Genomic DNA, 25,468 nt, shown 5'->3' on the forward strand with positions numbered 1-25,468 from the left:
TCAGTTCGGTCCCGCCTTGTAGCCGACGCCGCGGACGGTGACGACGATCTCGGGCCGCTCGGGGTCCTTCTCGACCTTGGAGCGGAGTCGCTGGACGTGGACGTTCACCAGGCGTGTGTCGGCGGCGTGGCGGTAGCCCCAGACCTGTTCGAGGAGGACTTCCCGGGTGAAGACCTGCCACGGCTTGCGGGCGAGGGCGACGAGGAGGTCGAACTCGAGGGGGGTGAGGGCGATGGACTGCCCGTCGCGCTTCACGGAGTGCCCGGCGACGTCGATGACGAGGTCGCCGATGGTGAGCTGCTCGGGTGCGGGCTCCTCGGACCTGCGCAGGCGCGCGCGGATGCGGGCGACGAGCTCCTTCGGCTTGAACGGTTTGACGATGTAGTCGTCGGCTCCGGATTCGAGGCCGACGACGACGTCGACGGTGTCGCTCTTGGCGGTGAGCATGACGATCGGTACGCCGGATTCGGCGCGGATGAGCCGGCAGACCTCGATGCCGTCCCGTCCGGGCAGCATGAGGTCGAGGAGGACCAGGTCGGGCTTGGTCTCCCGGAATGCGGCGAGTGCCTTGTCGCCGTCCGCTACGAACGACGGCTCGAACCCTTCACCACGCAGCACGATTCCGAGCATCTCGGCCAGTGCGGTGTCGTCGTCGACGACAAGGACGCGTCCCTTCATAATCGACATCATCCCATTAGCTAATCGTTACCTGGAGTGACCTGGCACACAGCTCGGCGATTCCGTCTCCGGTCACCGGGGAGACGACTCCCGCCTCGGTGACGATCGCGGTGACCAGTTCGGGCGGTGTGACGTCAAACGCCGGGTTGTAGGCCCGCGTTCCCGGAGGCGCCGAGGCCGCCGGACCGCCGGGCGGGGCCGCCGCCACCCCCGCCGCCCCCAACACTGTGAGCTGCGTCACCTCACTGGCCGGTCGTTGTTCGATTTCGATGGACGCGCCGTCGGGGGTACCGATGTCGATCGTGGTCACGGGGGCGACGACGACGAACGGTACGTGGTGGTACTTGGCGAGGACCGCGAGCGGATAGGTGCCGACCTTGTTGGCGACGGAGCCGTCGGCGGTGATCCGGTCGGCGCCGACGAGGACGGCGTCGACCTCGCCGGCCGCGAACAGCGATCCGGCGGCGTTGTCGGTGAGCAGGGTGTGGGGGAGGCCGTTGCGGGCGGCCTCGTACGCGGTGAGGCGGGCGCCTTGGAGGAGGGGCCGCGTCTCGTCGACCCACAGCCTCTGGAGCCGTCCGGCGCGGTGGGCGGCGAGGGCGACGGCGAAGGCGGTGCCCTCGCCTCCGGACACGAGCGCTCCGGTGTTGCAGTGGGTGAGGATGCGGTGGCTCCCGCCGGGGAGGAGCTCGTCGAGAAGGGCGAGACCGCGGGCGGCCATGGCGGTACTGGCGTCGGCGTCCTCCCGGTGCAGGCGCCGTGCCTCGTCCAGCGCCGCCCGCGCGGCCTCCTGCCGGTCGGCGCCCCGTTCCGTGACGGCACGGTGCGCGGCGAGGGCCCGCCGTACGCCGTAGGCGAGGTTGACGGCCGTGGGCCGCGCCCCGGAGAGCTGCAGGGCGGCCTCCTCGACGTCGTAGCCGCGGGCGGCGGCGAGCGCCACTCCGTACGCTCCGGCGATGCCGAGGAGGGGTGCTCCGCGCACGGCGAGGGTCTGGACGGCCCGGACGAGGGCGGGCACGTCGGTGCAGACGACTTCGGTCTCCTCGGCGGGGAGCCTGGTCTGGTCGAGGAGCACCACGACGGGCCCCTCCGGGGGTTCCGCCCAGCGGAGGGCGGACGGTGCGGGCGGCTGTCCGCCGAGGTCCGTTCCTGCGTACTGATCAGCCATTCGCCCAGTCTGCCCGCTGAGCCGGTGACAATGAAGGTGTCGCGACGGGCGGCGGGGGCGTCAGGGCCCTGGCCTTCGGCCGGGTGGCTCGTGGCACGATGGCTGCCGACCTGCCGCTCCGCGGGGTGGCGGGCCGCCGTGACCGAGCCGGCTCGACGAGCGGGCCCCACGACCAAGCCACGAGGTGGACGACTGTGAACGACTCTCCGGGCTGGGCCTCGCCCGGATCTCCTTCCCCGTCCGGTGACCAGGGCACCGGTTCGCCCCAGCCGGCCGGCGATCAGGCCGGGTCCGCGGCCGGGCCCGCTCCGAAGTGGTCGGAGAAGCAGCCGCCGCCCGGTCAGTGGTCGCCGCCCGCGGCGCAGCCCGGTGGCCGGGTGCCGCCCGCTCCCGCGCCGGGCTGGGGCGGTGGAGGCCCGCACGGGGGGTGGGGGCCGCCGCCGGCACCGAAGCCGGGGGTGATCCCGCTGCGCCCGCTCGGTGTCGGGGAGATCCTGGACGGCGCCGTGTCGACGCTCCGCGCGCACTGGCGGACGGTGCTCGGGATCACGCTCGCCGTGGCGACCGTGGTGCAGATCGCGGAAGTCCTCCTGCAGCGGTACGTGCTGCCGCGGGCACCGGCGCTGGACGCCGACGCGAGCCCGTCGGAGGTGCTGGAGCAGACGGCCGAGTCGCTGCGGGTGAGCATGGTGGGGGCGGTGCCCTCGACCCTGCTGGGCCTGGCCGCGACGTTCGTGACGACGGCGCTGCTGACGTTCGTGGTGAGCCGCTCTGTGCTCGGACGGCCCGTGACCTTCGGCGACGTGTGGCGGGACGCCCGGCCGCGGCTGGTGCCGCTGCTGGCCCTGACGCTCCTCATCCCGCTGATCGTCGTCGCCGTCGTGGCCGTGGGTGTCCTGCCCGGCTGGCTGGTCGGCTCGACCGCTGGTGCGCTGCTCGTGTTCTTCGGCGGTCTGGCGGCGCTGCTCGTGGTGGTGTGGCTGACCGTGCGGTTCAGCCTCGCGTACTCGGTGGTGATGCTGGAGGGCCAGGGCGTCGTCGCCTCGCTGCGGCGCTCCGCGAAGCTCGTGCGGGGCTCGTGGTGGCGGATCTTCGGCATCCTGCTGCTGACGGCCCTGCTGACCGCGCTCATCACCGTGATCATCGTGATCCCGTTCTCGCTGATCGCCCTGGCGCTCAGCGAGGGGGGGATGAGCGGCGTGCTGGAGGGAAACCCCGAGTACAGCTGGTCGTTCCTGATCGTCACCGCTGTCGGCGGAGTCATCGCATCGGCGATCATGTATCCGATCTCGGCCGGGGTGACGGTCCTGCTCTACGTGGACCAGCGCATCCGCCGTGAAGCGCTCGACCTCGAGCTCGCCCGCGCGGCGGGCGTACCCGGCTACGGCTCCGTGTCGCCGGGCGACACGACTCCTGGGAGCTGATGCGGTGCCCGTCACGGGGGGAACGGCGGCGGAGCCCACGCGCGCCTCGGCGGACGGCGACGGCCCGCCGCTGGACATCCCGCGCCTACCGGCTCGAGAGGCGGCGGAGCGAGAGCTGTCCAAGCCGATGTACGAGGAGGACGAGCAGAACATCGCGCTCCGCGCCTTGGACGCCTTCCTCGACTGGCTCGACGACCTGTTCGACGCAGCGTCCGGGGCCTCTCCGGGCGGCTGGCTGGGCATCGCGGTGATCGTCGTCATCGTCGTGGGGCTGTTCGCCGCCCTGTGGTGGCGGCTCGGCACTCCCCACCGGGTCCCGGCACCGGCGGACTCCCTGTTCGACGAAGGGCCGCGCACGGCGGCCGACCACCGGGCGGCCGCCGATCGGCACGCCGCGGCGGGACGCTGGAACCAGGCCGTGCAGGACGGGATGCGGGCCGTCGTCCGCTCCCTGGAGGAGCGCACGCTCCTCGACCCGCGTCCCGGCCGCACGGCGGACGAGGCGGCCTCCGAGGCGGGCCGCGCACTGCCCGCCCACGCCGACGAGCTGCGGGCCGCCGCCCGCGCCTTCGACGACGTCACATACGGCGGCCGCACCGCCGACGGGCGTGCGTACCAGCGGGTGAAGGACCTCGACGCGGCCGTGCAGCGGGCCAAGCCCCAGTGGAGCCACACCGTCGAGGGAGCCGCCCAGTGACCTCCGCCGGCACGTCCCTGTCCCGGAGCCCCGCCCACGTCTGGTCGCGGGCACGGGGCATCCTGCTCGCGCTCGCCCTGCTGATCATCGCGGGGCTCACCCTGGCCCTGCTGCGCACCGGCGAGGCGTATGGCCGGCTCGACCCCCGCTCCGCCGACCGCAACGGCAGCCGTGCCGTCGCCGAGCTGCTGAAGGCCCGCGAGGTGTCCGTCAGGATCGCGACCACCCTCGACGAGGTCACCGCGGCCGCCGGACCCGACACCACCGTCCTCGTCACGGCCCCCAACCTGCTCAGCGCCGGGCAGCAGACCGCGCTGCGCTCCCTGGCCGACACATCGGGCGGCCGGACCGTGCTCCTCGCCCCGGACTCGTTCTCCCTCGACGTGCTGGTCCCCGGCGTCACGGCCGGAGAACCCGCCACGGTCGCGACCGCCCAGCCGGGCTGCGACCTGCCGGAGGCCCGCCGCGCGGGCGCGGTGAGCCTCGGCGGCGAACGGTACGAGACCGCCACCTCGGTCTCCGCGGACAGGTGCTACCACCGCGGTGGCCTGCCCACCCTGATCAGGGTGGAGAACCCCGCCGGCGGAGACACCGTCCTCCTCGGCGCGGCCGACCTGCTGCTCAACGAGCGCCTCGCCGACGAGGGCAACGCGTCCCTCGCCCTGCAACTCCTCGGCTCCCGCAGTCATCTCGTCTGGTACCTCCCGTCGCTCGCCGACCCGTCCGCCGCCGATGACCCGGACGGTGGACAGCGGGTGGAAGGGGAGGCCGACTTCCTCGGCCTCATCCCCTCGGGCTGGTTGTGGGGCACGCTGCAGCTCGCCCTCGCGGCGGTCCTGGCCGCGATCTGGCGCGCCCGCCGTCTGGGCCCGCTCGTCCCGGAACGCCTCCCCGTCGCCATCCGCGCGTCGGAGACGACGGAGGGCCGTGCCCGCCTCTACTTCCGTGCCGACGCCCGGGACCGTGCCGCCGCCGTACTCCGCTCGGCGGCCCGGCTCCGCCTCGCTCCTCTCGTGGGCGTCCCGTCGCGGGAGGCCCACTCCCCCGACGCCCTGCTCCCCGCCCTTTCCTCCCGCCGCATCGCCGACTCCGGCGACCTTCGGGACCTGCTGTTCGGTCCGGCTCCCACCGGTGACGCCGAACTCGTCCTCCTGGCAGACCGACTCGACGCCCTCGAAAGAGAGGTACGCACCTCATGAGTGCCCCGACCCCCGAGACCCCTGAGAACTCGGACGGCGCCCGCTCCTCCCTGGAAGCCCTGCGCACCGAGATCGCCAAGGCCGTGGTCGGGCAGGACCCCGCAGTCACCGGGCTGGTCGTCGCCCTGCTCTGCCGTGGCCACGTCCTGCTGGAGGGCGTGCCGGGTGTCGCCAAGACGCTGCTGGTCCGCGCACTCGCCGCGTCCCTGGAACTCGACACCAAGCGCGTCCAGTTCACCCCCGACCTGATGCCCAGTGACGTGACGGGCTCCCTCGTCTATGACACGAGGACCTCCGAGTTCTCCTTCCAGCAGGGGCCCGTGTTCACGAACCTGCTACTCGCCGACGAGATCAACCGCACGCCGCCCAAGACCCAGTCGTCGCTCCTCGAGGCGATGGAGGAGCGCCAGGTCACCGTCGACGGCACCGCGCGGCCGCTGCCCGAGCCGTTCCTGGTCGCGGCGACGCAGAACCCTGTCGAGTACGAGGGCACCTACCCGCTCCCCGAAGCACAGCTGGACCGCTTCCTGCTGAAACTGACGGTCCCCCTGCCCTCCCGAGAGGACGAGATCAACGTCCTCACCCGTCACGCGGAAGGCTTCAACCCTCGCGACCTGAAGGCCGCGGGTGTACGCCCCGTCGCGACCGCCGCCGACCTGGAGGCCGCCCGCCAAGCGGTCGCCCGCACCTCGGTGTCCCCCGAGATCGCCGGCTACGTCGTCGATATCTGCCGTGCCACGCGTGAATCCCCCTCGCTCACCCTTGGCGTCTCACCCCGAGGCGCCACCGCCCTGCTCTCCACCGCCCGCGCCTGGGCCTGGCTCACCGGCCGGGACTACGTCACCCCTGACGATGTGAAGGCCCTCGCCCTGCCCACGCTGCGCCACCGGGTCCAGCTCCGCCCCGAGGCGGAGATGGAGGGTGTGACCGCCGATTCCGTCATCAACGCGATCCTCGCCCATGTCCCCGCCCCGTCGCTGAGGCAGTGATCCATGGCCCTCACCGGACGCACCGCACTCCTGGCCGCGATCGGCTCGCTGCCGGTCGGCATCCTGGCTCCCAGCTGGACGGGGATGCTGGCGGTCAACGCCCCCCTGTCCCTCGCAATTCTGTGCGACTACGCCCTGGCCGCGCCAGTGAGAACGCTGCGGTTCACCCGAAGTGGTGACACGTCCGTTCGATTGGGTGACAGCGCCGAAGTGGACCTGCTGGTGGCGAACAGCTCCCGGCGCCGCCTACGCGCCCAGATCCGGGACGCCTGGCCCCCGAGCTCCTGGCCGGCGGGCACCGACCAGGAGGCGTCACGCCACGGCGTGACCGTCCCCGCGGGCGAGCGGCGCAGGCTCACCACCGTCCTGAGACCGACGCGCCGCGGCGACCGGCAGGCGGACCGGGTCACGGTCCGCTCGTACGGGCCACTGGGGCTCGCCGCCCGTCAGGGGTCTCACCGTGTGCCGTGGACCGTCCGCGTGCTGCCTCCGTTCGCCAGCCGGAAGCACCTGCCGTCGAAGCTGGCCCGGCTGCGGGAACTGGACGGCCGGACGAGCGTGCTCACCCGTGGCGAGGGCACGGAGTTCGACAGCCTCCGCGAGTACGTGCCGGGTGACGACACCCGCTCCATCGACTGGCGGGCCACGGCACGCCAGTCGACTGTCGCCGTCCGTACCTGGCGTCCGGAGCGGGACCGGCACATCCTGCTCGTCCTGGACACGGGCCGCACCTCGGCGGGGCGCGTCGGCGACGTTCCCCGCCTGGACGCGGCGATGGACGCCGCTCTGCTGCTGACCGCGCTGGCCTCGCGCGCCGGCGACCGCGTGGACCTCGTGGCCTATGACCGCCGGGTCCGCGCGCGTGTGCAGGGCCGCGGGGCGGGTGACGTGCTGCCGGCCATGGTGCAAGCCATGGCCACACTGGAGCCCGAGCTCGTGGAAACGGACGCGCGGGGCCTGAGCGCCGCGGCGCTGGCCGGTGCTCCACGGCGATCCCTCGTGGTGCTGCTGACGAGCCTGGACGCGGCGCCGATCGAGGAAGGTCTTCTCCCGATGCTGTCGCAGCTCACGCAGCGCCACACGGTCGTCGTGGCGTCCGTGGCGGACCCGCGTGTGGACGCGATGACGGAGTCCCGCGGTTCGACCGAGGCGGTGTACGAGGCTGCCGCCGGCGCTCAGGCACAGGCTCAGCGCCGCAACACGGCGGAGCAGTTGCAGCGCCATGGTGTGACGGTCGTCGACGCGAAGCCCGAGGACCTGGCTCCGGCTCTGGCCGACGCGTACCTGGCGCTGAAGGCCGCAGGCCGGCTCTGACACCGCCGTACGTCGGTACGAGGGGCGGGCCCCCGAAAGGGGCGTCCGCCGTCTCGTCTGCTGGTCGGTCTGGTCCCGGAAATGCGGAAAGCCCCGTGCCATCAGGCACGGGGCTCCCCGTCAACAATAGTTCGGCGGCGTCCTACTCTCCCACAGGGTCCCCCCTGCAGTACCATCGGCGCTGAAAGGCTTAGCTTCCGGGTTCGGAATGTAACCGGGCGTTTCCCTAACGCTATGACCACCGAAACACTATGAAGATAACAACCAACCGGCAACATGGTGGTGTTCGTTACTTCAGAACTAACACAGTGGACGCGAGCAACTGAGGACAAGCCCTCGGCCTATTAGTACCGGTCAACTCCACCCATCACTGGGCTTCCATATCCGGCCTATCAACCCAGTCGTCTACTGGGAGCCTTACCCTCTCAAGGAGGTGGGAACACTCATCTCGAAGCAGGCTTCCCGCTTAGATGCTTTCAGCGGTTATCCCTCCCGAACGTAGCCAACCAGCCATGCCCTTGGCAGAACAACTGGCACACCAGAGGTTCGTCCGTCCCGGTCCTCTCGTACTAGGGACAGCCCTTCTCAATGTTCCTGCGCGCGCAGCGGATAGGGACCGAACTGTCTCACGACGTTCTAAACCCAGCTCGCGTACCGCTTTAATGGGCGAACAGCCCAACCCTTGGGACCGACTCCAGCCCCAGGATGCGACGAGCCGACATCGAGGTGCCAAACCATCCCGTCGATATGGACTCTTGGGGAAGATCAGCCTGTTATCCCCGGGGTACCTTTTATCCGTTGAGCGACGGCGCTTCCACAAGCCACCGCCGGATCACTAGTCCCGACTTTCGTCCCTGCTCGACCCGTCGGTCTCACAGTCAAGCTCCCTTGTGCACTTACACTCAACACCTGATTGCCAACCAGGCTGAGGGAACCTTTGGGCGCCTCCGTTACCCTTTAGGAGGCAACCGCCCCAGTTAAACTACCCATCAGACACTGTCCCTGATCCGGATCACGGACCCAGGTTAGACATCCAGCACGACCAGAGTGGTATTTCAACGACGACTCCACCATGACTGGCGTCACAGTTTCACAGTCTCCCACCTATCCTACACAAGCCGAACCGAACACCAATATCAAACTGTAGTAAAGGTCCCGGGGTCTTTCCGTCCTGCTGCGCGAAACGAGCATCTTTACTCGTAGTGCAATTTCACCGGGCCTATGGTTGAGACAGTCGAGAAGTCGTTACGCCATTCGTGCAGGTCGGAACTTACCCGACAAGGAATTTCGCTACCTTAGGATGGTTATAGTTACCACCGCCGTTTACTGGCGCTTAAGTTCTCAGCTTCGCCCGGACGAATCCAAGCTAACCGGTCCCCTTAACGTTCCAGCACCGGGCAGGCGTCAGTCCGTATACATCGCCTTACGGCTTCGCACGGACCTGTGTTTTTAGTAAACAGTCGCTTCTCGCTGGTCTCTGCGGCCACCCCCAGCTCACACTGCAAGAGTGATCACCAGAAGTGGCCCCCCTTCTCCCGAAGTTACGGGGGCATTTTGCCGAGTTCCTTAACCATAGTTCACCCGAACGCCTCGGTATTCTCTACCTGACCACCTGAGTCGGTTTAGGGTACGGGCCGCCATGAAACTCGCTAGAGGCTTTTCTCGACAGCATAGGATCATCCACTTCACCACAATCGGCTCGGCATCAGGTCTCAGACTATGTGTCACGCGGATTTACCTACGTAACGTCCTACACCCTTACCCCGGGACAACCACCGCCCGGGCTGGACTACCTTCCTGCGTCACCCCATCGCTCACCTACTACCAGTCTGGGCCACCGGCTCCACCACTCCGTGCTTGTCCGAAGACGCACACGGCGGTTTCACGGGCTTAGCATCGCTGGGTTCAGCGCTGGCGCTTCAAAACGGGTACCGGAATATCAACCGGTTGTCCATCGACTACGCCTGTCGGCCTCGCCTTAGGTCCCGACTTACCCTGGGCAGATCAGCTTGACCCAGGAACCCTTAGTCAATCGGCGCACACGTTTCTCACGTGTGTATCGCTACTCATGCCTGCATTCTCACTCGTGAACCGTCCACAACTCGCTTCCGCGGCTGCTTCACCCGGCACACGACGCTCCCCTACCCATCACAGCACCCGTTGGGGCTTATGCTGCAATGACACGACTTCGGCGGTACGCTTGAGCCCCGCTACATTGTCGGCGCGGAATCACTTGACCAGTGAGCTATTACGCACTCTTTCAAGGGTGGCTGCTTCTAAGCCAACCTCCTGGTTGTCTCTGCGACTCCACATCCTTTCCCACTTAGCGTACGCTTAGGGGCCTTAGTCGATGCTCTGGGCTGTTTCCCTCTCGACCATGGAGCTTATCCCCCACAGTCTCACTGCCGCGCTCTCACTTACCGGCATTCGGAGTTTGGCTAAGGTCAGTAACCCGGTAGGGCCCATCGCCTATCCAGTGCTCTACCTCCGGCAAGAAACACACGACGCTGCACCTAAATGCATTTCGGGGAGAACCAGCTATCACGGAGTTTGATTGGCCTTTCACCCCTAACCACAGGTCATCCCCCAGGTTTTCAACCCTGGTGGGTTCGGTCCTCCACGAAGTCTTACCTCCGCTTCAACCTGCCCATGGCTAGATCACTCCGCTTCGGGTCTTGAGCGCGCTACTCGATCGCCCTATTCGGACTCGCTTTCGCTACGGCTTCCCCACACGGGTTAACCTCGCAACGCACCGCAAACTCGCAGGCTCATTCTTCAAAAGGCACGCAGTCACGAGACATGCAAAGCATGTCCGACGCTCCCACGGCTTGTAGGCACACGGTTTCAGGTACTATTTCACTCCGCTCCCGCGGTACTTTTCACCATTCCCTCACGGTACTATCCGCTATCGGTCACCAGGGAATATTTAGGCTTAGCGGGTGGTCCCGCCAGATTCACACGGGATTTCTCGGGCCCCGTGCTACTTGGGTGTCTCTCAAACGAGCCGTCAATGTTTCAGCTACGGGGGTCTTACCCTCTACGCCGGACCTTTCGCATGTCCTTCGCCTACATCAACGGTTTCTGACTCGTCTCACGGCCGGCAGACCGTGAAAGAGAGATCCCACAACCCCGCATGCGCAACCCCTGCCGGGTATCACACGCATACGGTTTGGCCTCATCCGGTTTCGCTCGCCACTACTCCCGGAATCACGGTTGTTTTCTCTTCCTGAGGGTACTGAGATGTTTCACTTCCCCTCGTTCCCTCCACACTGCCTATGTGTTCAGCAGTGGGTGACAGCCCATGACGACTGCCGGGTTTCCCCATTCGGACACCCCCGGATCAAAGCTCGGTTGACAGCTCCCCGGGGCCTATCGCGGCCTCCCACGTCCTTCATCGGTTCCTGGTGCCAAGGCATCCACCGTGCGCCCTTATAAACTTGGCCACAGATGCTCGCGTCCACTGTGCAGTTCTCAAGCAACGACCAGCCACCCATCACCCCCGGACAAGATCCGGAGTTCACTGGGGCCGGCGTGTGAAGGAACAAGACCATACGGCCCGTACCTTCAGACACCCAACAGCGTGCCCGACCTGGTCCCGTCCGAAGATCACGCGTTCCACGCTCCGAAGAGCAGTACTTGCGGCCTTCGACCCGTGAACCAGATCGAGTAGTCAACGTTCCACCCATGAGCAACCAGCATCAGACGTTCGCTGATGTACTGGCCTCTGACCAAGCAAGCTTGGTGAGAAGTGCTCCTTAGAAAGGAGGTGATCCAGCCGCACCTTCCGGTACGGCTACCTTGTTACGACTTCGTCCCAATCGCCAGTCCCACCTTCGACAGCTCCCTCCCACAAGGGGTTGGGCCACCGGCTTCGGGTGTTACCGACTTTCGTGACGTGACGGGCGGTGTGTACAAGGCCCGGGAACGTATTCACCGCAGCAATGCTGATCTGCGATTACTAGCGACTCCGACTTCATGGGGTCGAGTTGCAGACCCCAATCCGAACTGAGACCGGCTTTTTGAGATTCGCTCCACCTTGCGGTATCGCAGCTCTTTGTACCGGCCATTGTAGCACGTGTGCAGCCCAAGACATAAGGGGCATGATGACTTGACGTCGTCCCCACCTTCCTCCGAGTTGACCCCGGCGGTCTCCCGTGAGTCCCCAGCACCACAAGGGCCTGCTGGCAACACGGGACAAGGGTTGCGCTCGTTGCGGGACTTAACCCAACATCTCACGACACGAGCTGACGACAGCCATGCACCACCTGTACACCGACCACAAGGGGGCACCCATCTCTGGGTGTTTCCGGTGTATGTCAAGCCTTGGTAAGGTTCTTCGCGTTGCGTCGAATTAAGCCACATGCTCCGCCGCTTGTGCGGGCCCCCGTCAATTCCTTTGAGTTTTAGCCTTGCGGCCGTACTCCCCAGGCGGGGAACTTAATGCGTTAGCTGCGGCACGGACGACGTGGAATGTCGCCCACACCTAGTTCCCAACGTTTACGGCGTGGACTACCAGGGTATCTAATCCTGTTCGCTCCCCACGCTTTCGCTCCTCAGCGTCAGTATCGGCCCAGAGATCCGCCTTCGCCACCGGTGTTCCTCCTGATATCTGCGCATTTCACCGCTACACCAGGAATTCCGATCTCCCCTACCGAACTCTAGCCTGCCCGTATCGAATGCAGACCCGGGGTTAAGCCCCGGGCTTTCACATCCGACGTGACAGGCCGCCTACGAGCTCTTTACGCCCAATAATTCCGGACAACGCTTGCGCCCTACGTATTACCGCGGCTGCTGGCACGTAGTTAGCCGGCGCTTCTTCTGCAGGTACCGTCACTTTCGCTTCTTCCCTGCTGAAAGAGGTTTACAACCCGAAGGCCGTCATCCCTCACGCGGCGTCGCTGCATCAGGCTTTCGCCCATTGTGCAATATTCCCCACTGCTGCCTCCCGTAGGAGTCTGGGCCGTGTCTCAGTCCCAGTGTGGCCGGTCGCCCTCTCAGGCCGGCTACCCGTCGTCGCCTTGGTGAGCCGTTATCTCACCAACTAGCTGATAGGCCGCAGGCTCATCCTGCACCGCCGGAGCTTTCCACCACCATCAGATGCCTGAAGTGGTCGTATCCGGTATTAGACCCCGTTTCCAGGGCTTGTCCCAGAGTGCAGGGCAGATTGCCCACGTGTTACTCACCCGTTCGCCACTAATCCCCCACCGAAGTGGGTTCATCGTTCGACTTGCATGTGTTAAGCACGCCGCCAGCGTTCGTCCTGAGCCAGGATCAAACTCTCCGTGAATGCTTCCCGGTACTCCGGGTGAACACTCGCGTTGAGCGGAACCGGAAGGAGGAATGATCCTTCTGGTTCTCAGCGTCCTCGCTGTGTGTTTCAAAGGAACCTCGTCTCTGAGAGACGGGGTTATCAACATATCTGGCGTTGACTTTTGGCACGCTGTTGAGTTCTCAAGGAACGGACGCTTCCTTTGTACTCACCCTCAGGCTTCCCTGCGGGCTTTCCTCCGGGCGCTTCCCTTCGGTGTTTCCAACCTTACCAGATCCTTTTCCGTTCCGTTTCCGGTGCGGATTTCGTTTCCGGTGGCCGTTGGAGGGCCTTTGCCTTTCGGCTTGATTCGACTTTATCAGATTCAGTCCGGCTGATTTACATCAGCGTTCGCGATCCGAGTGTGGAATCAGTTGGCTCCAGTGGGAACCTGACCGGTTCCGCGGAGCGAGAGAGACTCTAGACGCCACCCGCGAGCTTGTCCAGCTCCAGGCAACCGTTTAAATCTACCTCCCCACCATGCCTGTGTCAACAGGTTTGGCGGGCGAAGAGGACAGTAGCAGGTCCGAGGGGTGGAACGCACATCAGGCGGCGGTGGGCAGCTCGGCGCTTCGCTGGTCGGCGTCCACGTCGCCCGCCTCGCCGGCGCGGGAGGCCCGGCCGCCGAGCACGTACACGTACACGAGGAAGGCGGCCTCGGCGGCGACTCCGATGGCGACGCGGGCCCAGGTGGGCAGACCGGACGGGGTCACGAAGCCCTCGATCACGCCCGATACGAACAGGACCAGCGCGAGGCCGATGGCCATGCCGATCGCGGCGCGGCCCTGCCGGGCGAGGGCGGTGCGGCGGGAGTACGGGCCGGGGTCGATCAGCGTCCAGCCCAGGCGGAGGCCCGTACCGGCGGCGACGAAGACCGCCGTGAGCTCCAGGAGGCCGTGCGGGAGGACCAGGCCGAGGAAGGTGTCGAGGCGACCGGCCGACGACATGAGGCCGATGCCGACGCCCAGGTTGAGCATGTTGATGAACAGGACCCACAGCACCGGGAAGCAGAGGAACGCGCCCAGGGCGAGGCACAGGGCCGCCGCCCGCGCGTTGTTCGTCCACACCTGGGCGGCGAAGGACCCGGCCGGGTGGCTGGAGTAGTACGTCTCGTACTCGCCGCCGGGGCGGGTCAGCTGGCGCAGCTCGTCGGGGGCCGCGATGGCGGCCTGGATCTCGGGGTGCGTACCGATCCACCAGCCGATGACCGCCGCGAGGAGGGTCGAGAGCACTGCGGTGGGGATCCACCAGTGGCGGGAGCGGTACACGGCTGCGGGGAACCCGGCGGTGAGGAACCGGACCACGTCGCGCCAGGTGGAGCGGCGGGTGCCGGTGACGGCGGACCGCGCGCGGGCGACGAGCTGGGTGAGGCGCGCGGTGAGCGCCGGGTCCGGGGCGGTGCTCTGGATGACGGAGAGGTGCGTGGCGGTGCGCTGGTACAGCGCGACGAGTTCGTCCGCTTCGGCGCCGGTCAGCCGGCGGCCTCGCTTCAGGAGGTGGTCCAGGCGGTCCCACTCTGCGCGGTGGGCGGTGACGTAGACGTCGAGGTCCATGATCGGCTGAGGCTCCAGTGCACGGGGTGCGTACGGTGCGTACTACTGCGGCGCGCTGCCGGTCAGCTTGGCAGACTGGCCCGGGGAGCGGTTGCGCAAGGTCGGAGAAGGGTGGGCGGCATGAGCGAGGTCGTGACGGGGGACGCGGTCGTGCTGGGGCTGCGGCCGGCCAGGCTGCCGAGCCGGGCGCTGGCGCTGCTCATCGACCTCGTCGTGGTGTGGACGGTGTACCTGGTCATATCCATCGCGCTCGCCCTGGCCACCGCGTCGTTGGACGAGGCGGCGGTGATGGCGGTGTCGATCGCGTCGTTCGTGCTGGTGCTGATCGGTGGGCCGATCATGGTGGAGACGCTGAGCCGCGGGCGGTCGCTGGGGAAGATGGCGTGCGGGCTGCGGGTGGTGCGGGATGACGGCGGGCCGATCCGGTTCCGGCACGCGCTGGTGCGGGGGCTGCTCGGGATGGTGGAGATCCTGATGTCGTTCGGGGTCATCGCGTGCATCGCCTCGCTGGTGTCGGCGCGCGGGCGGCGGGTCGGTGATGTGTTCGCGGGGACGCTGGTGGTGCGGGAGCGGGTGCCGGTGGGGCGCACGGCTCCGGTGCCTCCGCCGCCGCCGTGGCTGGTGGGGCGGTTCTCGCAGCTGGACTTGTCGGCGGTGCCGGACTCGTTGTGGCTGGGGATACGGCAGTGCCTGACGCGGATGGGGCAGCTGGACCCCGAGGCGGGGAGGGCGCTGGCCGAGCGGCTGGCCGATGAGCTGGTGGCGCGGACCGGGGCGCCCGCGCCTGCGGGGGTGCCCGCGGTGATGTTCCTGGCGGCCGTCGTGCATGAGCGGCAGGAGAGGGAGGCTCGGCGGGTGGCGCCTGGAGGCGCGGGTGTGGGGGTCGCTGGGGCTGGTGTGCTTGGGGCTGGGGTTGGTGTGTCTGGGGCTGGTGTGGCCGGGGCCGGTGTGGTGGGTGGTGGTGACGCTGGGGTCGTGGGTGGTTTCGGTGCGGTGGGTGGTGCTGGCGTGGGTTCGGGGGCTGGGGTTGACGGGGCTGGGGGTTCTCGGGGTGGAGGGGGCTTCGGTGGGGTGGCTGAGGCGGTGGGCCCCGGTGCGGCGAGGGTGCGGGGTGACGGTGGTGAGAGCGTGCCGGAGGGGCGGCCCGCCACGGGGTTCGCGCCGCCTGCCTAGTCGGCGACTGCTTCCGCCCGGGCGCGGCCGGGGGTCGGGGCCGCGGTGCGGTGCGTCGTCGGGTCGGCGGCGCTGCGGGTCGGGGGCGGGGGTCCTGGCGGCGCGGCGGCTTGCGTCGAGGGTCAGGTGAAGGCGGAGGGCGGGTCCTGGAGGTCTTCCAGTTCGATGCCGGGGGCCGCGAGGACCACGTCGCCGGCGATGTGGACGGTGTGCCGCTCGCCGGTGTCCAGGGCGCTGACCTGGTACTCGTCCACGGTGAGGGGGCCGTTGTCAGTGGCGTGCGCTTCACTGTTCACCAGGGCCCAGGACTGGTCGACGGTCAGGGGGGCGAGGACCGGGTCCGTGAAGGCGACGAGGCGGACGCGGGTCGCGTCGGAACGGGGGGTGAGACGCAGGAGACGGGTCAGGGCCACCAGGAAGGCCGGGGAGCTGCCGGTGAAGGTGTGGGCGCGCACATTGCCTTCGGCGGCGTGGGATCCGGTGGGGTCGGTGCGTACCCAGGTGACGCCGTCGAGGGCGGCGCCGCGTACCTGCCAGCCGCCGGCGTGGAGTTCGAGGCGGAGGGGGCGGCCGAGGTCGTCGAGGGCGAGGTCGACGGAGCCGGCGTGGTCGCCGGAGGGGGTGGTGCGTTGCGCGACGTAGCGCCAGCCGGAGGGACCGGGGGCGCAGTGGAAGTGTTCTTCACCGAGGGGGGTGTGATCGTGCGGATCGTGGAGCGAATAGCGTCCTCGGGGCATGGGTCCTCGGGGGTCTGGTCGGGGTCCGGGCGCCGCGGCTGAGCGGCGGCCGGGTCGGCCGGGTACGGGGCAGGCCCCCGACACGGGGGTGCGGGGGCCTGCCTGGGTACCTGCTGCCGGGCGCGGCGGGTGGCCGTGCGGGCGGGGTCAGTAGCGGTAGTGGTCCGGCTTGTAGGGGCCTTCGACCTCGACGCCGATGTACTCGGCCTGCTCGGGGCGGAGCGTCGTGAGCTTGACGCCGAGCGCGTCCAGGTGGAGGCGGGCGACCTTCTCGTCGAGGTGCTTGGGCAGGACGTAGACGTCGGTCGGGTACTGCTCCGGCTTCGTGTAGAGCTCGATCTGGGCCAGGGTCTGGTCCGCGAACGAGTTGGACATCACGAAGGACGGGTGGCCCGTGGCGTTGCCCAGGTTCAGCAGGCGGCCCTCGGAGAGGACGATGATCTTCTTGCCGTCGGCGAAGGTCCAGGTGTGGACCTGCGGCTTGACCTCGTCCTTGACGATGCCGGGGATCCGGGCGAGGCCGGCCATGTCGATCTCGTTGTCGAAGTGGCCGATGTTGCCGACGATGGCCTGGTGCTTCATGCGCTGCATGTCCGCGGCCATGATGATGTCGCGGTTGCCGGTGGTGGTGATGAAGATGTCGGCGGTCTCGACGACCTCGTCGAGGGTGGTGACCTGGTAGCCGTCCATCGCGGCCTGGAGCGCGCAGATGGGGTCGATCTCGGTGACGATGACGCGGGCGCCCTGGCCCCGGAGGGACTCAGCGCAGCCCTTGCCGACGTCGCCGTAGCCGCAGACGACGGCAACCTTGCCGCCGATGAGGACGTCGGTGGCGCGGTTGATGCCGTCGACGAGGGAGTGGCGGCAGCCGTACTTGTTGTCGAACTTCGACTTGGTGACGGCGTCGTTGACGTTGATCGCCGGGAAGAGCAGGGTGCCGTCGCGGTGCATCTCGTACAGGCGGTGGACGCCCGTGGTGGTCTCCTCGGTGACGCCGCGGATCTCGGAGGCGAGGCGGGTCCACTTCTGCGGGTTCTCGGCGAGGGTGCGGTTGAGGAGGCGCAGGATGTGGGCGTACTCCTCGCTGTCGGCGGTGGAGGGGTCCGGGGCCTGGCCGGCCTTCTCGAACTCGACGCCCTTGTGGACGAGGAGGGTGGCGTCACCGCCGTCGTCGAGGATCATGTTGGGACCGCCGGTGGGGCTGTCCGGCCAGGTCAGGGCCTGCTCGGTGCACCACCAGTACTCCTCCAGCGTCTCGCCCTTCCAGGCGAAGACGGGGACGCCCTTCGGGTCGTCCGGGGTGCCGTCGGGGCCGACGGCGATGGCGGCGGCGGCGTGGTCCTGCGTGGAGAAGATGTTGCAGGAGGCCCAGCGGACGCGGGCGCCGAGGGCGACGAGGGTCTCGATGAGGACGGCGGTCTGCACGGTCATGTGCAGGGAGCCGGTGACGCGGGCGCCGGCGAGGGGCTGGGCGGCGGCGTACTCCTCGCGGATCGCCATCAGGCCGGGCATCTCGTGCTCGGCGAGGGTGATCTCCTTGCGGCCGAACTCGGCCAGGGAGAGGTCGGCGACCTTGAAGTCCTGTCGGTTGTCGACAGTGGTCATGTCGGGCTGCTCCTCGTTGTCGGGTGCGAGGTGGGTACGGCTGGCTCCGCGCCGGCGGACACAAGGATGCCCGGGCACGCGCGGTGCAGTCGTCGGAGGCCCTCTCTCCCTCGGCCGGTCCGTCGGGACCGCCCGACCGCCATCAGCAGCGACGTCTGGCTCGGTATTCGAATCTACACCGATCCGGTGCGCGGGCTTCAAGTCCGCCGGACCGGTTCCGTTCGTCCGGTGCTGGGGGGCGGGCACGCGCGAGGCCCCGGTAGGTGGACCGGGGCCTCGGGGTCGGCGGGTGTGGGGGGGCTTTGGCCGGCGCTTGGTGGAGGGCTTGGTGTGGCCGGTGGGTGCTGTGGGTCAGCGGGGGGTGCGGAGTATGTCGGGCTCGAGGTAGATGACCCGGGCGATCGGGACGGCGCTGCGGATGCGCTGCTCGGCGGCGTCGATGGCGGAGGCGATCTGTGCGGCCGTGTCGTCGTGCTGGACGGCGATCTTGGCGGCGACGAGGAGTTCCTCGGGGCCGAGGTGGAGGGTGCGCATGTGGATGACGCTGGTGACGGTGGTGCCGTCGACGAGTGCCGCCTCGATCTTGCGGACCTCTTCCAGGCCGGCGGACTCGCCGAGGAGCAGCGACTTGGTCTCGGCGGCGAGGACGATGGCGATCAGGATGAGCAGGACGCCGATGCAGAGGGTGCCGATGCCGTCCCAGACGCCGTTGCCGGTGACGAGGGCGAGGCTGACGCCGGCGAGGGCGAGGATCAGGCCGACGAGGGCTCCGAGGTCCTCCAGGAGGACGACGGGCAGCTCGGGGGCCTTGGCGGTGCGGACGAAGTCCTTCCACGAGCGCTTCCCGCGGACTTCGTTGGACTCCTTGATGGCGGTGCGGAAGGAGAACGTCTCGGCGATGATCGCGAAGACGAGGACGCCCACGGGCCAGTACCACGCCTCGATCTCATGGGGGTCCTTGATCTTCAGGTAGCCCTCGTACAGGGCGAACATGCCGCCCACGGAGAAGAGCACGATGGAGACCAGGAAGGCGTAGATGTAGCGCTCGCGGCCGTAGCCGAAGGGGTGCTGCGGGGTGGCCTCGCGCTGCGCCTTCTTGCCGCCGAGGAGGAGCAGTCCCTGGTTGCCGGAGTCGGCGAGGGAGTGCACCGACTCGGCGAGCATGGACGAGGACCCGCTGAAGAGGAACGCCACGAATTTGCTCACGGCGATCGCGAGGTTGGCGGCGAGTGCCGCCACGATCGCCTTGGTTCCGCCTGACGCGCTCATGCGTGTCCTGTCCCTTCGCTGGTCCCGCCGGTCCCGGTGGCCCCGGTGGTCCGGGGCCCGGGCGGCCGAATGGATTCGGCCCGTCCCTACGGCGGGCCATTGTTGCAGCAGCGGGTGACGGCGGTGTGGGTCAGGCCAGCACCGTGGCTCTGAAGAGGGTGCCGCCGCCGGAGAGTTCGACGGTCTCCCCGGCCGGCACGAACACCGACTGGCCGGGGGTGAGGGTGAGTTCGCCGACGCGGGGGCTTCCCGCGGTGGCGAGGAGGATCTGCGGGGTGGCGGTGGTGAGGTCGGCGGGGGCGGCGCCCTCGGGGCGCGCGTACCGGGAGAGGCGGAACTCGTCGACGGGCGTCTCGTACACCTCCTCGCCGGCCGGGGACGCCTCGGGGCGCAGGACGCCGGGGTCGCCGGCCTCGAAGCGGACGACGCGGAGGAGCTCGGGGACGTCGATGTGCTTGGGGGTGAGGCCGCAGCGCAGGACGTTGTCGGAGTTGGCCATGATCTCGACGCCCAGGCCGGTGAGGTAGGCGTGGGGGACGCCCGCGCCGAGGTAGAGGGCTTCGCCGGGCTGGAGCAGGACGTGGTTGAGCAGGAGGGCGGCGAGGACGCCGGGGTCGCCGGGGAAGTGGTGGGCGAGGGCCGCGTACGGGGCGTGGGCTCCGCCGAGGCGGGCGCAGGCGGCGGCGGTCTCGTCGACGGTGGTGGCGATGCCGGCCGGGTCGGCGGTGAGGACGGCGGTGAGGACCTCGCGGAGGGCGGCGTCCTCGGGGTGGGCGTGGAGGAGGTCCACGTACGGCTTGAGGGAGTCGACATCGAGCGCGGCGAGGAGGTCGGCGGTCTCGGCCGGGCGCCGGAAGCCGCAGAAGCCCTCGAAGGGGGTGAGGGCGCAGATCAGTTCGGGCTTGTGGTGGGGGTCCCGGTAGTTGCGGTGCGGGGCGTCGAGGGGGATGCCGGCGCGTTCCTCGGCGTCGTAGCCGGTGCGGGCCCGGGCCGCGTCGGGGTGGACCTGGAGGGAGAGGGGGGCGCCGGCGGCGAGGATCTTGAGCAGGAAGGGGAGGCGGGGGCCGAACCTGGCGAGCGCGGCGGGGCCGAGTTCCCGCTCGGGGTCGGCGGCGATGACCTCGTCGAGGGACAGTTCGCGTGCGCCTTGGGGTGTGTGGCGGGTGACGCGGGAGGGTGCGCCGGGGTGGGCGCCCATCCACATCTCGGCCTGTGGCTCGCCGGTGGGGGCGGTGCCGAGCAGTTCCGGGATGGCCGTCGTGGAGCCCCAGGCGTAGGGGCGGACGGTGGTGGAGAGGCGGTCCATGGGCGGTGCTTTCCGTGTGCGCGGTGCGGGAGGGAGGGGCGGAGGGCGGAGGGGGGAAGCGCGGAAGGGGGGAGGGAGGGGGAGGTGAAGGGGGATGGCCTGGGGGTGGAGGTCAGGGGCGGCGGGAGGAGGCCAGGGAGAGGTAGCAGGCGGCGAAGTCGGTGATGGCCAGCAGTTCGGCGAGCGCTTCGAGTTCGGTGCTTTCCTCCGGCTCCAGCTCGCTGATCGGGGTGTCGTGGCCGAGGGCGAGTTCGCGGGCGGCGGGGACCGCGCTGAGGCCGCCCGCCGCGGCCGGCCGGTCGCGGAGGAGCAGGACGCGGGCGTGGAGCGCCTGCGGGTCCTCGACGCGGTCGCGGAAGAAGTCGTCCGGGTCGGCGCCTCCGGCGAAGTCGCCCGCCAGGAGGCCGGCGTGGGCGTGGAGCGCCTCGGGCAGCTCGGCGGCGAGGGCGGGGCGGCCGGCGAGTTCGGCGAGGACCGCGGCGAAGCGTCGGCCCACCGGGGCGGCGGCCGTGCCCTCCGTCCAGATGAGGGGCAGGGCGTCGGCCAGTTCCGCGGCGAGTGTCTTGGCGGGGTTGCTGTACGTGGCGACGGCGGGGCCGCAGCGTTCGGCGGTGCGGTCGAGGCGGTCGGCGACCTTCTCCAGTGTGTCGCCGGGGGCCGTGAACAGGCCGACGCGGTCGAGGAGGGCGAGCAGCGGGGTGAACAGCGCCCACAGCGCTCCGGGGCCCGCGCCCTGCGGCTCCTCGTCCACCTCGTGGGGTGCGGTCGCCATGGGCACGACGAGGCCGTGGGTGCTGCCGACCGCCTCGGTGATGGGCGAGCGGTGCGGGGCCACGGCGACGACGGTGACGCCGCGGCGGTACGCCTGCTCGGCGAGGGTGGCCAGGCCTGGCTCGGAGCCGTCGTGGGTCGGGATGAGGAGCAGGTCGACGGAGCCGGCCCACCCCGGCAGGTTCCAGCGCAGCGCGCCGCCCGCCGCGGCCACCCCGTGCGGGCGCAGGCGGACGACCGGCGCGGAGGCTCCGGCCAGTGCGGCGATCAGGTCGGCGGCGCAGGTGGCGGCCGTGCCCGTCCCCGCGACGAGGACGGTGCGGGGGCGGCCCTCCGGCTGGAGGGCGGTCACCCCGGCCTCGGCTGCGTGCCGGGCGGCGGTGCGTACCCGCGCGCCGGACGCGGCGGCGCCGCGCAGCAGGCCGCGGTGGTCCGCCTCGGCCAGGGCGTCGGGAGCGTCGAGCAGCGACTCGTCGAGCATGGGTGGGGCCTCCGATCGCCGGTGCGGGATGTCGCCGGGGCGGTGCGGTGGATGGCTGGTCAGGCGGGGCGGCGGGCCTCGTCGACCAGGAGGACCGGGATGCCGTCCCGTACCGGGTAGGCCAGGCCGCAGTCGTCGCTCGTGCAGACCAGCTCGGGGGTCTCGTCGGCCGTGTGGTCGCTCAGCGGGGCGCGGCAGGCGGGGCAGGCGAGGATGTCGAGGAGGCCGGCTTCGAGCGGCATGGGGGTGGTTCCCTTCGGGTGCTTCGTTGGCGCCGGGGCGGTGGCCGGGTGCGGGTGCGCTTCGGTCGGGTGCGCCGGGGCCGGGGTGGGGTGGGGTGGGGTGGGCTGGGCTGGGGGTCGGTGTGGTGCTGGCGTGCTGTTTTCGTTGTGCGTGGTCGGTGCCGTCCGTGCGGGGCGCGGTGCGGGCCCGGCGGCGGTGTACCGCGCGTGCGCCGGGCGTGCCCGGCGTCGTCAGCCTACCGCCGGGTGGCGGGCGATGCCGGTTCGCGGGCCGTGGAGTGTGGGGCGGGCCGCGGCTCGTGCCGGGGCGGTGCGCCGGGGTCGGGGCGGGGTTCCGGAGGCGGGGCCGAGGCCGGTCGCGGGGTGCGCGGAGGCGCGGAGTGGAGCGGGGGCGTGGTGCGGGGGGGCTTGGGGCCCGGCCGCTGGATGGGGATGGGGGTGGGGTGGGGTGGGGCGCGGTGGGCGGGTGCTGGGCGGTGCGGGCGGGGTGCGGGGCTGGGTGGTACGGGATTCTGTGGCCGTCCGGCCCGGTGCCCGGTCCGCTTGTGCGGCACCGGGCACCGGGCCGGGTCGGTCGGTGCAGGGGCGGTCGGGTCGGCAGGCCGGCCGGCTGACCGGTCGGCCGGTCGCGCGAAGGCGCCCGGGGCGGGGGCCGGGTGGTGCGCCGACGTCAGGCGCGTACGAGGGCGAGGACCTCGTCGCGGACCTTGGCCATGGTGGCTTCGTCCTGGGCCTCGACGTTGAGGCGGAGCAGCGGCTCGGTGTTGGACGGGCGGAGGTTGAACCACCAGCCGTCGCCGCTGACGGTGAGGCCGTCCATCTCGTCGGTGGTGACGCCGTCGCGGGCGGCGAACGTCTCGCGTACGGCGGCGGTGCTGGCGGACTGGTCGGTGACCGTGGAGTTGATCTCACCGCTGGCGGCGTAGCGGTCGTACTCGGCGACCAGCGCCGACAGGGTGCCCTCCTGGCCGCCGAGTGCCGCGAGGACGTGGAGGGCGGCGAGCATGCCGGTGTCGGCGTTCCAGAAGTCGCGGAAGTAGTAGTGCGCGGAGTGCTCGCCGCCGAAGATCGCGCCGGTGCGGGCCATCTCCGCCTTGATGAAGGAGTGGCCGACGCGGGTGCGGACCGGGTTGCCGCCGTTCTCGCGGACGACCTCGGGGACGGAGAGGGACGTGATCAGGTTGTGGATGATCGTTCCACCCGGGTGCTTGGCCAGCTCGCGGGCGGCGACCAGGGCGGTGATCGCGGACGGCGGGACGGGCTCGCCGCGCTCGTCCACGACGAAGCAGCGGTCGGCGTCGCCGTCGAAGGCCAGACCCAGGTCGGCGCCCTCGGCGCGGACGCGCTGCTGGAGGTCGACGATGTTGGCCGGGTCGAGCGGGTTGGCCTCGTGGTTGGGGAAGGTGCCGTCCAGCTCGAAGTACATCGGTACGAGCGTCAGCGGCAGTCCTGCGAAGACGGTGGGGACCGTGTGGCCGCCCATGCCGTTGCCCGCGTCCACGACGACCTTGAGCGGGCGGATGGCCGTGAGGTCGACCAGGGACCTCAGATGCTCGGCGTATCCGGTCAGGGTGTCGCGCTCGGTGATCTCGCCGCGGGTGGCGGCGGGCTCGGGGGCGCCGGAGCCGTGCCACGTCTCGACCAGGGCGCGGATGTCGGCGAGGCCGCTGTCCTGGCCGATGGGGGCGGCGCCGGCGCGGCACATCTTGATGCCGTTGTACTGGGCCGGGTTGTGCGAGGCGGTGAACATGGCGCCCGGCAGGTCGTAGTGGCCGGAGGCGAAGTACAGCTGGTCGGTGGAGCACAGTCCGATGAGGGTGACGTCGGCGCCCCGTGCGGCGGCCCCGCGCGCGAAGGCGCCCGACAGGCCGGGGGACGACGGGCGCATGTCGTGGCCGACGACGATCGCGTCGGCGCCGGTCACCTGGACGAAGGCGGCGCCGAACAGCTCGGCGAGCGTCTCGTCCCACTGGTCCGGCACGACCCCGCGGACGTCGTACGCCTTGACGATCTGCGACAGATCAGCAGTCACTGATCAACCTCCTGCGAGCCTGTGTGGGGTACACAAGCTACCCGCAGGGATGTCGGGTACGTGCCGGGGGACCTACGGAGGGTCGCCGGGAGGGGACGAGGGGACGTACGGGGCGAGTGGGGCGACCGGGGTGCTCGCGGCGGGTGCTCGCGGCGGGGGTGGTGGCGCGACGGCGGGGGTGCGTGGCGCGGCCTGGGCCGGGTGGGGCGATGGGCCGGGTGGGGCGTAGCGGGTGCGCGGGACGTGCGGGCGGGTGCGCCGGGGGCGGGGCGCCGTGGGGTGGTCCCGGTCAGTTGTCCGGGGAGCGCAGGACGCGGAGGTGGCCGCGGCGGCCGACCTCGACGGGGTCCGCGCCCCGCGCGCCGTTCTTCCCGCCCGCCTGGGCCGTGCGCTCCTGGGGGCGGGCGGCCTCGCGCACGGCGTTGGCGAGGGCCTCCAGGTCGTCCCCGCTGGGGCGGGTGGGGCCGGACGCGTCGGACAGCCGGACGACCTCCCAGCCGCGGGGCGCGGTGAGGCGTTCGCTGTGCTCGGCGCACAGGTCGTAGCAGTGGGGTTCCGCGTAGGTGGCGAGCGGGCCGAGGACCGCGGTCGAGTCGGCATAGACGTACGTCAGTGTCGCGACGGCAGGGCGGCCGCACGCGGTGCGCGAACAGCGACGTACAGGGCTCACGACGTTGGACGGTACCGCACTCTTGAGCGGGCCGCGACGACTCTCCACCAGGTCACTCGCCCGTGTCGCGGTGTGACGTCGGGCACAGGGGCGTTCCGGAGGGCCTCCGCGACCTGCACCGGGAGGTCGCGCGGGGGAGCCCGGGAGGCTCGAAGCGGCCGGAGCGGGGCGGTGGCGAGGGGGCGAATCCGGTCGTTTCCCGCGGGAGGGACGAACGAGTCATCGTGCCGAATCGCGCCGCCCCGTGGCTTGAATGCTCATCTGACGACATGCCGGGGTGTGGGTGCGGGGAGGGAACGCGGCGCGTCCCGGAGAGCTACGCTGCGTCAGGTGATGGACAGTCCAGGACCCCACCGCCCGACCGAGCCGCGACCGCGCCGCCGCGACCGCCACGGCAGAGGGATGCGCGGTCCCGTGGCACCGCCCCAGGTCCCGCTGTCCCTGTCGCGGGCCGACACGTTCCGGGACCTGGTGCAGGACTCGGTGGAGCGCCTGGAGCGGCACTGGCCGCAGCTCGCCGAGGTCGAGTTCCACGTACTGGAGGTGCCGGAGCCGCGGGACGACACGGTGCCGCTGGGCAGCTCGGCGCCCGCGACGCGGGACCGGCACGCCCGCGTGGTGGTCTACCGGCGGCCCGTGGAGCTGCGGGCGAAGGGCCGGGACGAGCGGGCGCTGCTGGTGCACGAGGTCGTGGTGGAGCAGGTCGCCGAACTGCTGGGCCTGGCGCCCGAGTCGGTCGACCCGCGGTACGGGCAGGACTGAGCGGCGGGATGGGCGGGCCCTCCAGGCCCTCGCGCGTCCGGGCTCCCCGCTCCGTCAGGCGCTCGACCTCCGCGACGGTGACCATCGTCG

At 70.0% G+C, this 25,468-nt stretch carries 18 protein-coding genes and 3 rRNA genes; 7 read left to right on the forward strand and 14 right to left on the reverse strand.

Going from position 1 to position 25,468, the window contains the following annotated elements; genetic code table 11:
- A complete protein-coding gene (gene mtrA / locus CP974_RS11105; protein WP_187703247.1) occupies positions 1-690 on the reverse strand; it encodes a two-component system response regulator MtrA in 690 nt (229 codons plus the stop codon).
- A gap of 4 nt (positions 691-694) precedes the next feature.
- Positions 695-1,846, reverse strand: coding sequence for an S-methyl-5-thioribose-1-phosphate isomerase (gene mtnA, locus CP974_RS11110; protein ID WP_031133717.1), 1,152 nt, complete (start codon positions 1,844-1,846; stop codon positions 695-697).
- Positions 1,847-2,040: 194 nt separating this feature from the next.
- Here mtnA and CP974_RS11115 point away from each other — a divergent pair, with 194 nt between their 5' ends.
- From CP974_RS11115 to CP974_RS11135, 5 genes are read left to right on the forward strand one after another with little or no spacing between them, the layout of a single operon-like run.
- Complete coding sequence (locus CP974_RS11115) at positions 2,041-3,270, forward strand: DUF7847 domain-containing protein (RefSeq protein WP_031133719.1); 1,230 nt, start codon at positions 2,041-2,043, stop codon at positions 3,268-3,270.
- A 4-nt stretch (positions 3,271-3,274) separates the two neighbouring features.
- Positions 3,275-3,967: a DUF4129 domain-containing protein gene (locus CP974_RS11120; protein WP_031133722.1), complete on the forward strand. Its 693-nt coding sequence runs from the start codon at positions 3,275-3,277 to the stop codon at positions 3,965-3,967.
- Positions 3,964-5,166, forward strand: coding sequence for a DUF4350 domain-containing protein (locus CP974_RS11125; RefSeq protein ID WP_031133724.1), 1,203 nt, complete (start codon positions 3,964-3,966; stop codon positions 5,164-5,166). Before CP974_RS11120 ends, CP974_RS11125 begins: the two co-directional genes overlap by 4 nt.
- Complete coding sequence (locus CP974_RS11130; protein ID WP_031133726.1) at positions 5,163-6,155, forward strand: AAA family ATPase; 993 nt, start codon at positions 5,163-5,165, stop codon at positions 6,153-6,155. The genes CP974_RS11125 and CP974_RS11130 overlap by 4 nt, the downstream gene beginning before the upstream one ends.
- Positions 6,156-6,158: 3 nt before the next feature.
- Complete coding sequence (locus tag CP974_RS11135) at positions 6,159-7,469, forward strand: DUF58 domain-containing protein (RefSeq protein ID WP_031133728.1); 1,311 nt, start codon at positions 6,159-6,161, stop codon at positions 7,467-7,469.
- 129 nt (positions 7,470-7,598) lie between these two features.
- On the opposite strand, the gene rrf is transcribed toward CP974_RS11135, so the two are convergent.
- The 4 genes from rrf to CP974_RS11155 form a co-directional block, all read right to left on the reverse strand.
- Positions 7,599-7,715: ribosomal RNA gene (gene rrf, locus CP974_RS11140) — 5S ribosomal RNA — on the reverse strand.
- Between the two features lie 78 nt (positions 7,716-7,793).
- Positions 7,794-10,912: ribosomal RNA gene (locus CP974_RS11145) — 23S ribosomal RNA — on the reverse strand.
- A 316-nt stretch (positions 10,913-11,228) separates the two neighbouring features.
- Positions 11,229-12,756 (reverse strand): 16S ribosomal RNA (locus tag CP974_RS11150).
- The 16S, 23S and 5S rRNA genes sit together here, the layout of an rRNA operon.
- Positions 12,757-13,322: 566 nt before the next feature.
- On the reverse strand, positions 13,323-14,330 hold the full coding sequence (locus CP974_RS11155) for a stage II sporulation protein M (RefSeq protein WP_031137042.1): 1,008 nt from the start codon (positions 14,328-14,330) through the stop codon (positions 13,323-13,325).
- A gap of 120 nt (positions 14,331-14,450) precedes the next feature.
- Here CP974_RS11155 and CP974_RS11160 point away from each other — a divergent pair, with 120 nt between their 5' ends.
- On the forward strand, positions 14,451-15,503 hold the full coding sequence (locus tag CP974_RS11160) for an RDD family protein (RefSeq protein ID WP_174887810.1): 1,053 nt from the start codon (positions 14,451-14,453) through the stop codon (positions 15,501-15,503).
- 122 nt (positions 15,504-15,625) lie between these two features.
- Here CP974_RS11160 and CP974_RS11165 read toward each other — a convergent pair whose 3' ends face one another.
- The 8 genes from CP974_RS11165 to CP974_RS11205 all read right to left on the reverse strand — a co-directional run bounded on the left by CP974_RS11165 (position 15,626) and on the right by CP974_RS11205 (position 24,664).
- Complete coding sequence (locus tag CP974_RS11165) at positions 15,626-16,240, reverse strand: hypothetical protein (RefSeq protein ID WP_031136435.1); 615 nt, start codon at positions 16,238-16,240, stop codon at positions 15,626-15,628.
- A gap of 147 nt (positions 16,241-16,387) precedes the next feature.
- Entirely contained in the window at positions 16,388-17,845 is a 1,458-nt protein-coding gene (gene ahcY / locus CP974_RS11170) for an adenosylhomocysteinase (protein WP_031136433.1), read from the reverse strand.
- Between the two features lie 351 nt (positions 17,846-18,196).
- The gene (locus CP974_RS11175) at positions 18,197-19,114 is read right to left on the reverse strand and encodes a cation diffusion facilitator family transporter (RefSeq protein WP_051840045.1); all 918 of its coding nucleotides are present in this window, start codon (positions 19,112-19,114) and stop codon (positions 18,197-18,199) included.
- A gap of 130 nt (positions 19,115-19,244) precedes the next feature.
- A complete protein-coding gene (manA, locus tag CP974_RS11180; protein WP_085921284.1) occupies positions 19,245-20,420 on the reverse strand; it encodes a mannose-6-phosphate isomerase, class I in 1,176 nt (391 codons plus the stop codon).
- Positions 20,421-20,532: 112 nt separating this feature from the next.
- Positions 20,533-21,672, reverse strand: coding sequence for an SIS domain-containing protein (locus tag CP974_RS11190; protein ID WP_031137277.1), 1,140 nt, complete (start codon positions 21,670-21,672; stop codon positions 20,533-20,535).
- 59 nt (positions 21,673-21,731) lie between these two features.
- Positions 21,732-21,914 carry a Trm112 family protein gene (locus CP974_RS11195; RefSeq protein WP_031137275.1) on the reverse strand — a complete coding sequence of 61 codons (183 nt, stop codon included), beginning with the start codon at positions 21,912-21,914 and terminating at the stop codon, positions 21,732-21,734.
- A gap of 670 nt (positions 21,915-22,584) precedes the next feature.
- Complete coding sequence (locus CP974_RS11200) at positions 22,585-23,946, reverse strand: phosphomannomutase/phosphoglucomutase (protein WP_031130196.1); 1,362 nt, start codon at positions 23,944-23,946, stop codon at positions 22,585-22,587.
- Positions 23,947-24,235: 289 nt separating this feature from the next.
- Positions 24,236-24,664, reverse strand: a complete 429-nt coding sequence (locus tag CP974_RS11205) for a DUF3499 domain-containing protein (RefSeq protein WP_078915494.1) — start codon at positions 24,662-24,664, stop codon at positions 24,236-24,238.
- A gap of 285 nt (positions 24,665-24,949) precedes the next feature.
- Here CP974_RS11205 and CP974_RS11210 point away from each other — a divergent pair, with 285 nt between their 5' ends.
- On the forward strand, positions 24,950-25,378 hold the full coding sequence (locus CP974_RS11210) for a metallopeptidase family protein (protein ID WP_078915491.1): 429 nt from the start codon (positions 24,950-24,952) through the stop codon (positions 25,376-25,378).
- Positions 25,379-25,468 lie beyond the last annotated feature (90 nt).

The organism is Streptomyces fradiae ATCC 10745 = DSM 40063 (assembly GCF_008704425.1).
Lineage (GTDB): Bacteria > Actinomycetota > Actinomycetes > Streptomycetales > Streptomycetaceae > Streptomyces > Streptomyces fradiae.

Bases quoted from the DNA above. Each gene is read 5' to 3' on its own strand.
- mtrA (WP_187703247.1), bottom strand. From the start codon at position 690: ATGATGTCGATTATGAAGGGACGCGTCCTTGTCGTCGACGACGACACC.
- mtnA (WP_031133717.1), bottom strand. From the start codon at position 1,846: ATGGCTGATCAGTACGCAGGAACGGACCTCGGCGGACAGCCGCCCGCA.
- CP974_RS11130 (WP_031133726.1), top strand. From the start codon at position 5,163: ATGAGTGCCCCGACCCCCGAGACCCCTGAGAACTCGGACGGCGCCCGC.
- CP974_RS11135 (WP_031133728.1), top strand. From the start codon at position 6,159: ATGGCCCTCACCGGACGCACCGCACTCCTGGCCGCGATCGGCTCGCTG.
- CP974_RS11155 (WP_031137042.1), bottom strand. From the start codon at position 14,330: ATGGACCTCGACGTCTACGTCACCGCCCACCGCGCAGAGTGGGACCGC.
- CP974_RS11160 (WP_174887810.1), top strand. From the start codon at position 14,451: ATGAGCGAGGTCGTGACGGGGGACGCGGTCGTGCTGGGGCTGCGGCCG.
- CP974_RS11165 (WP_031136435.1), bottom strand. From the start codon at position 16,240: ATGCCCCGAGGACGCTATTCGCTCCACGATCCGCACGATCACACCCCC.
- ahcY (WP_031136433.1), bottom strand. From the start codon at position 17,845: ATGACCACTGTCGACAACCGACAGGACTTCAAGGTCGCCGACCTCTCC.
- CP974_RS11175 (WP_051840045.1), bottom strand. From the start codon at position 19,114: ATGAGCGCGTCAGGCGGAACCAAGGCGATCGTGGCGGCACTCGCCGCC.
- manA (WP_085921284.1), bottom strand. From the start codon at position 20,420: ATGGACCGCCTCTCCACCACCGTCCGCCCCTACGCCTGGGGCTCCACG.
- CP974_RS11190 (WP_031137277.1), bottom strand. From the start codon at position 21,672: ATGCTCGACGAGTCGCTGCTCGACGCTCCCGACGCCCTGGCCGAGGCG.
- CP974_RS11195 (WP_031137275.1), bottom strand. From the start codon at position 21,914: ATGCCGCTCGAAGCCGGCCTCCTCGACATCCTCGCCTGCCCCGCCTGC.
- CP974_RS11210 (WP_078915491.1), top strand. From the start codon at position 24,950: ATGGACAGTCCAGGACCCCACCGCCCGACCGAGCCGCGACCGCGCCGC.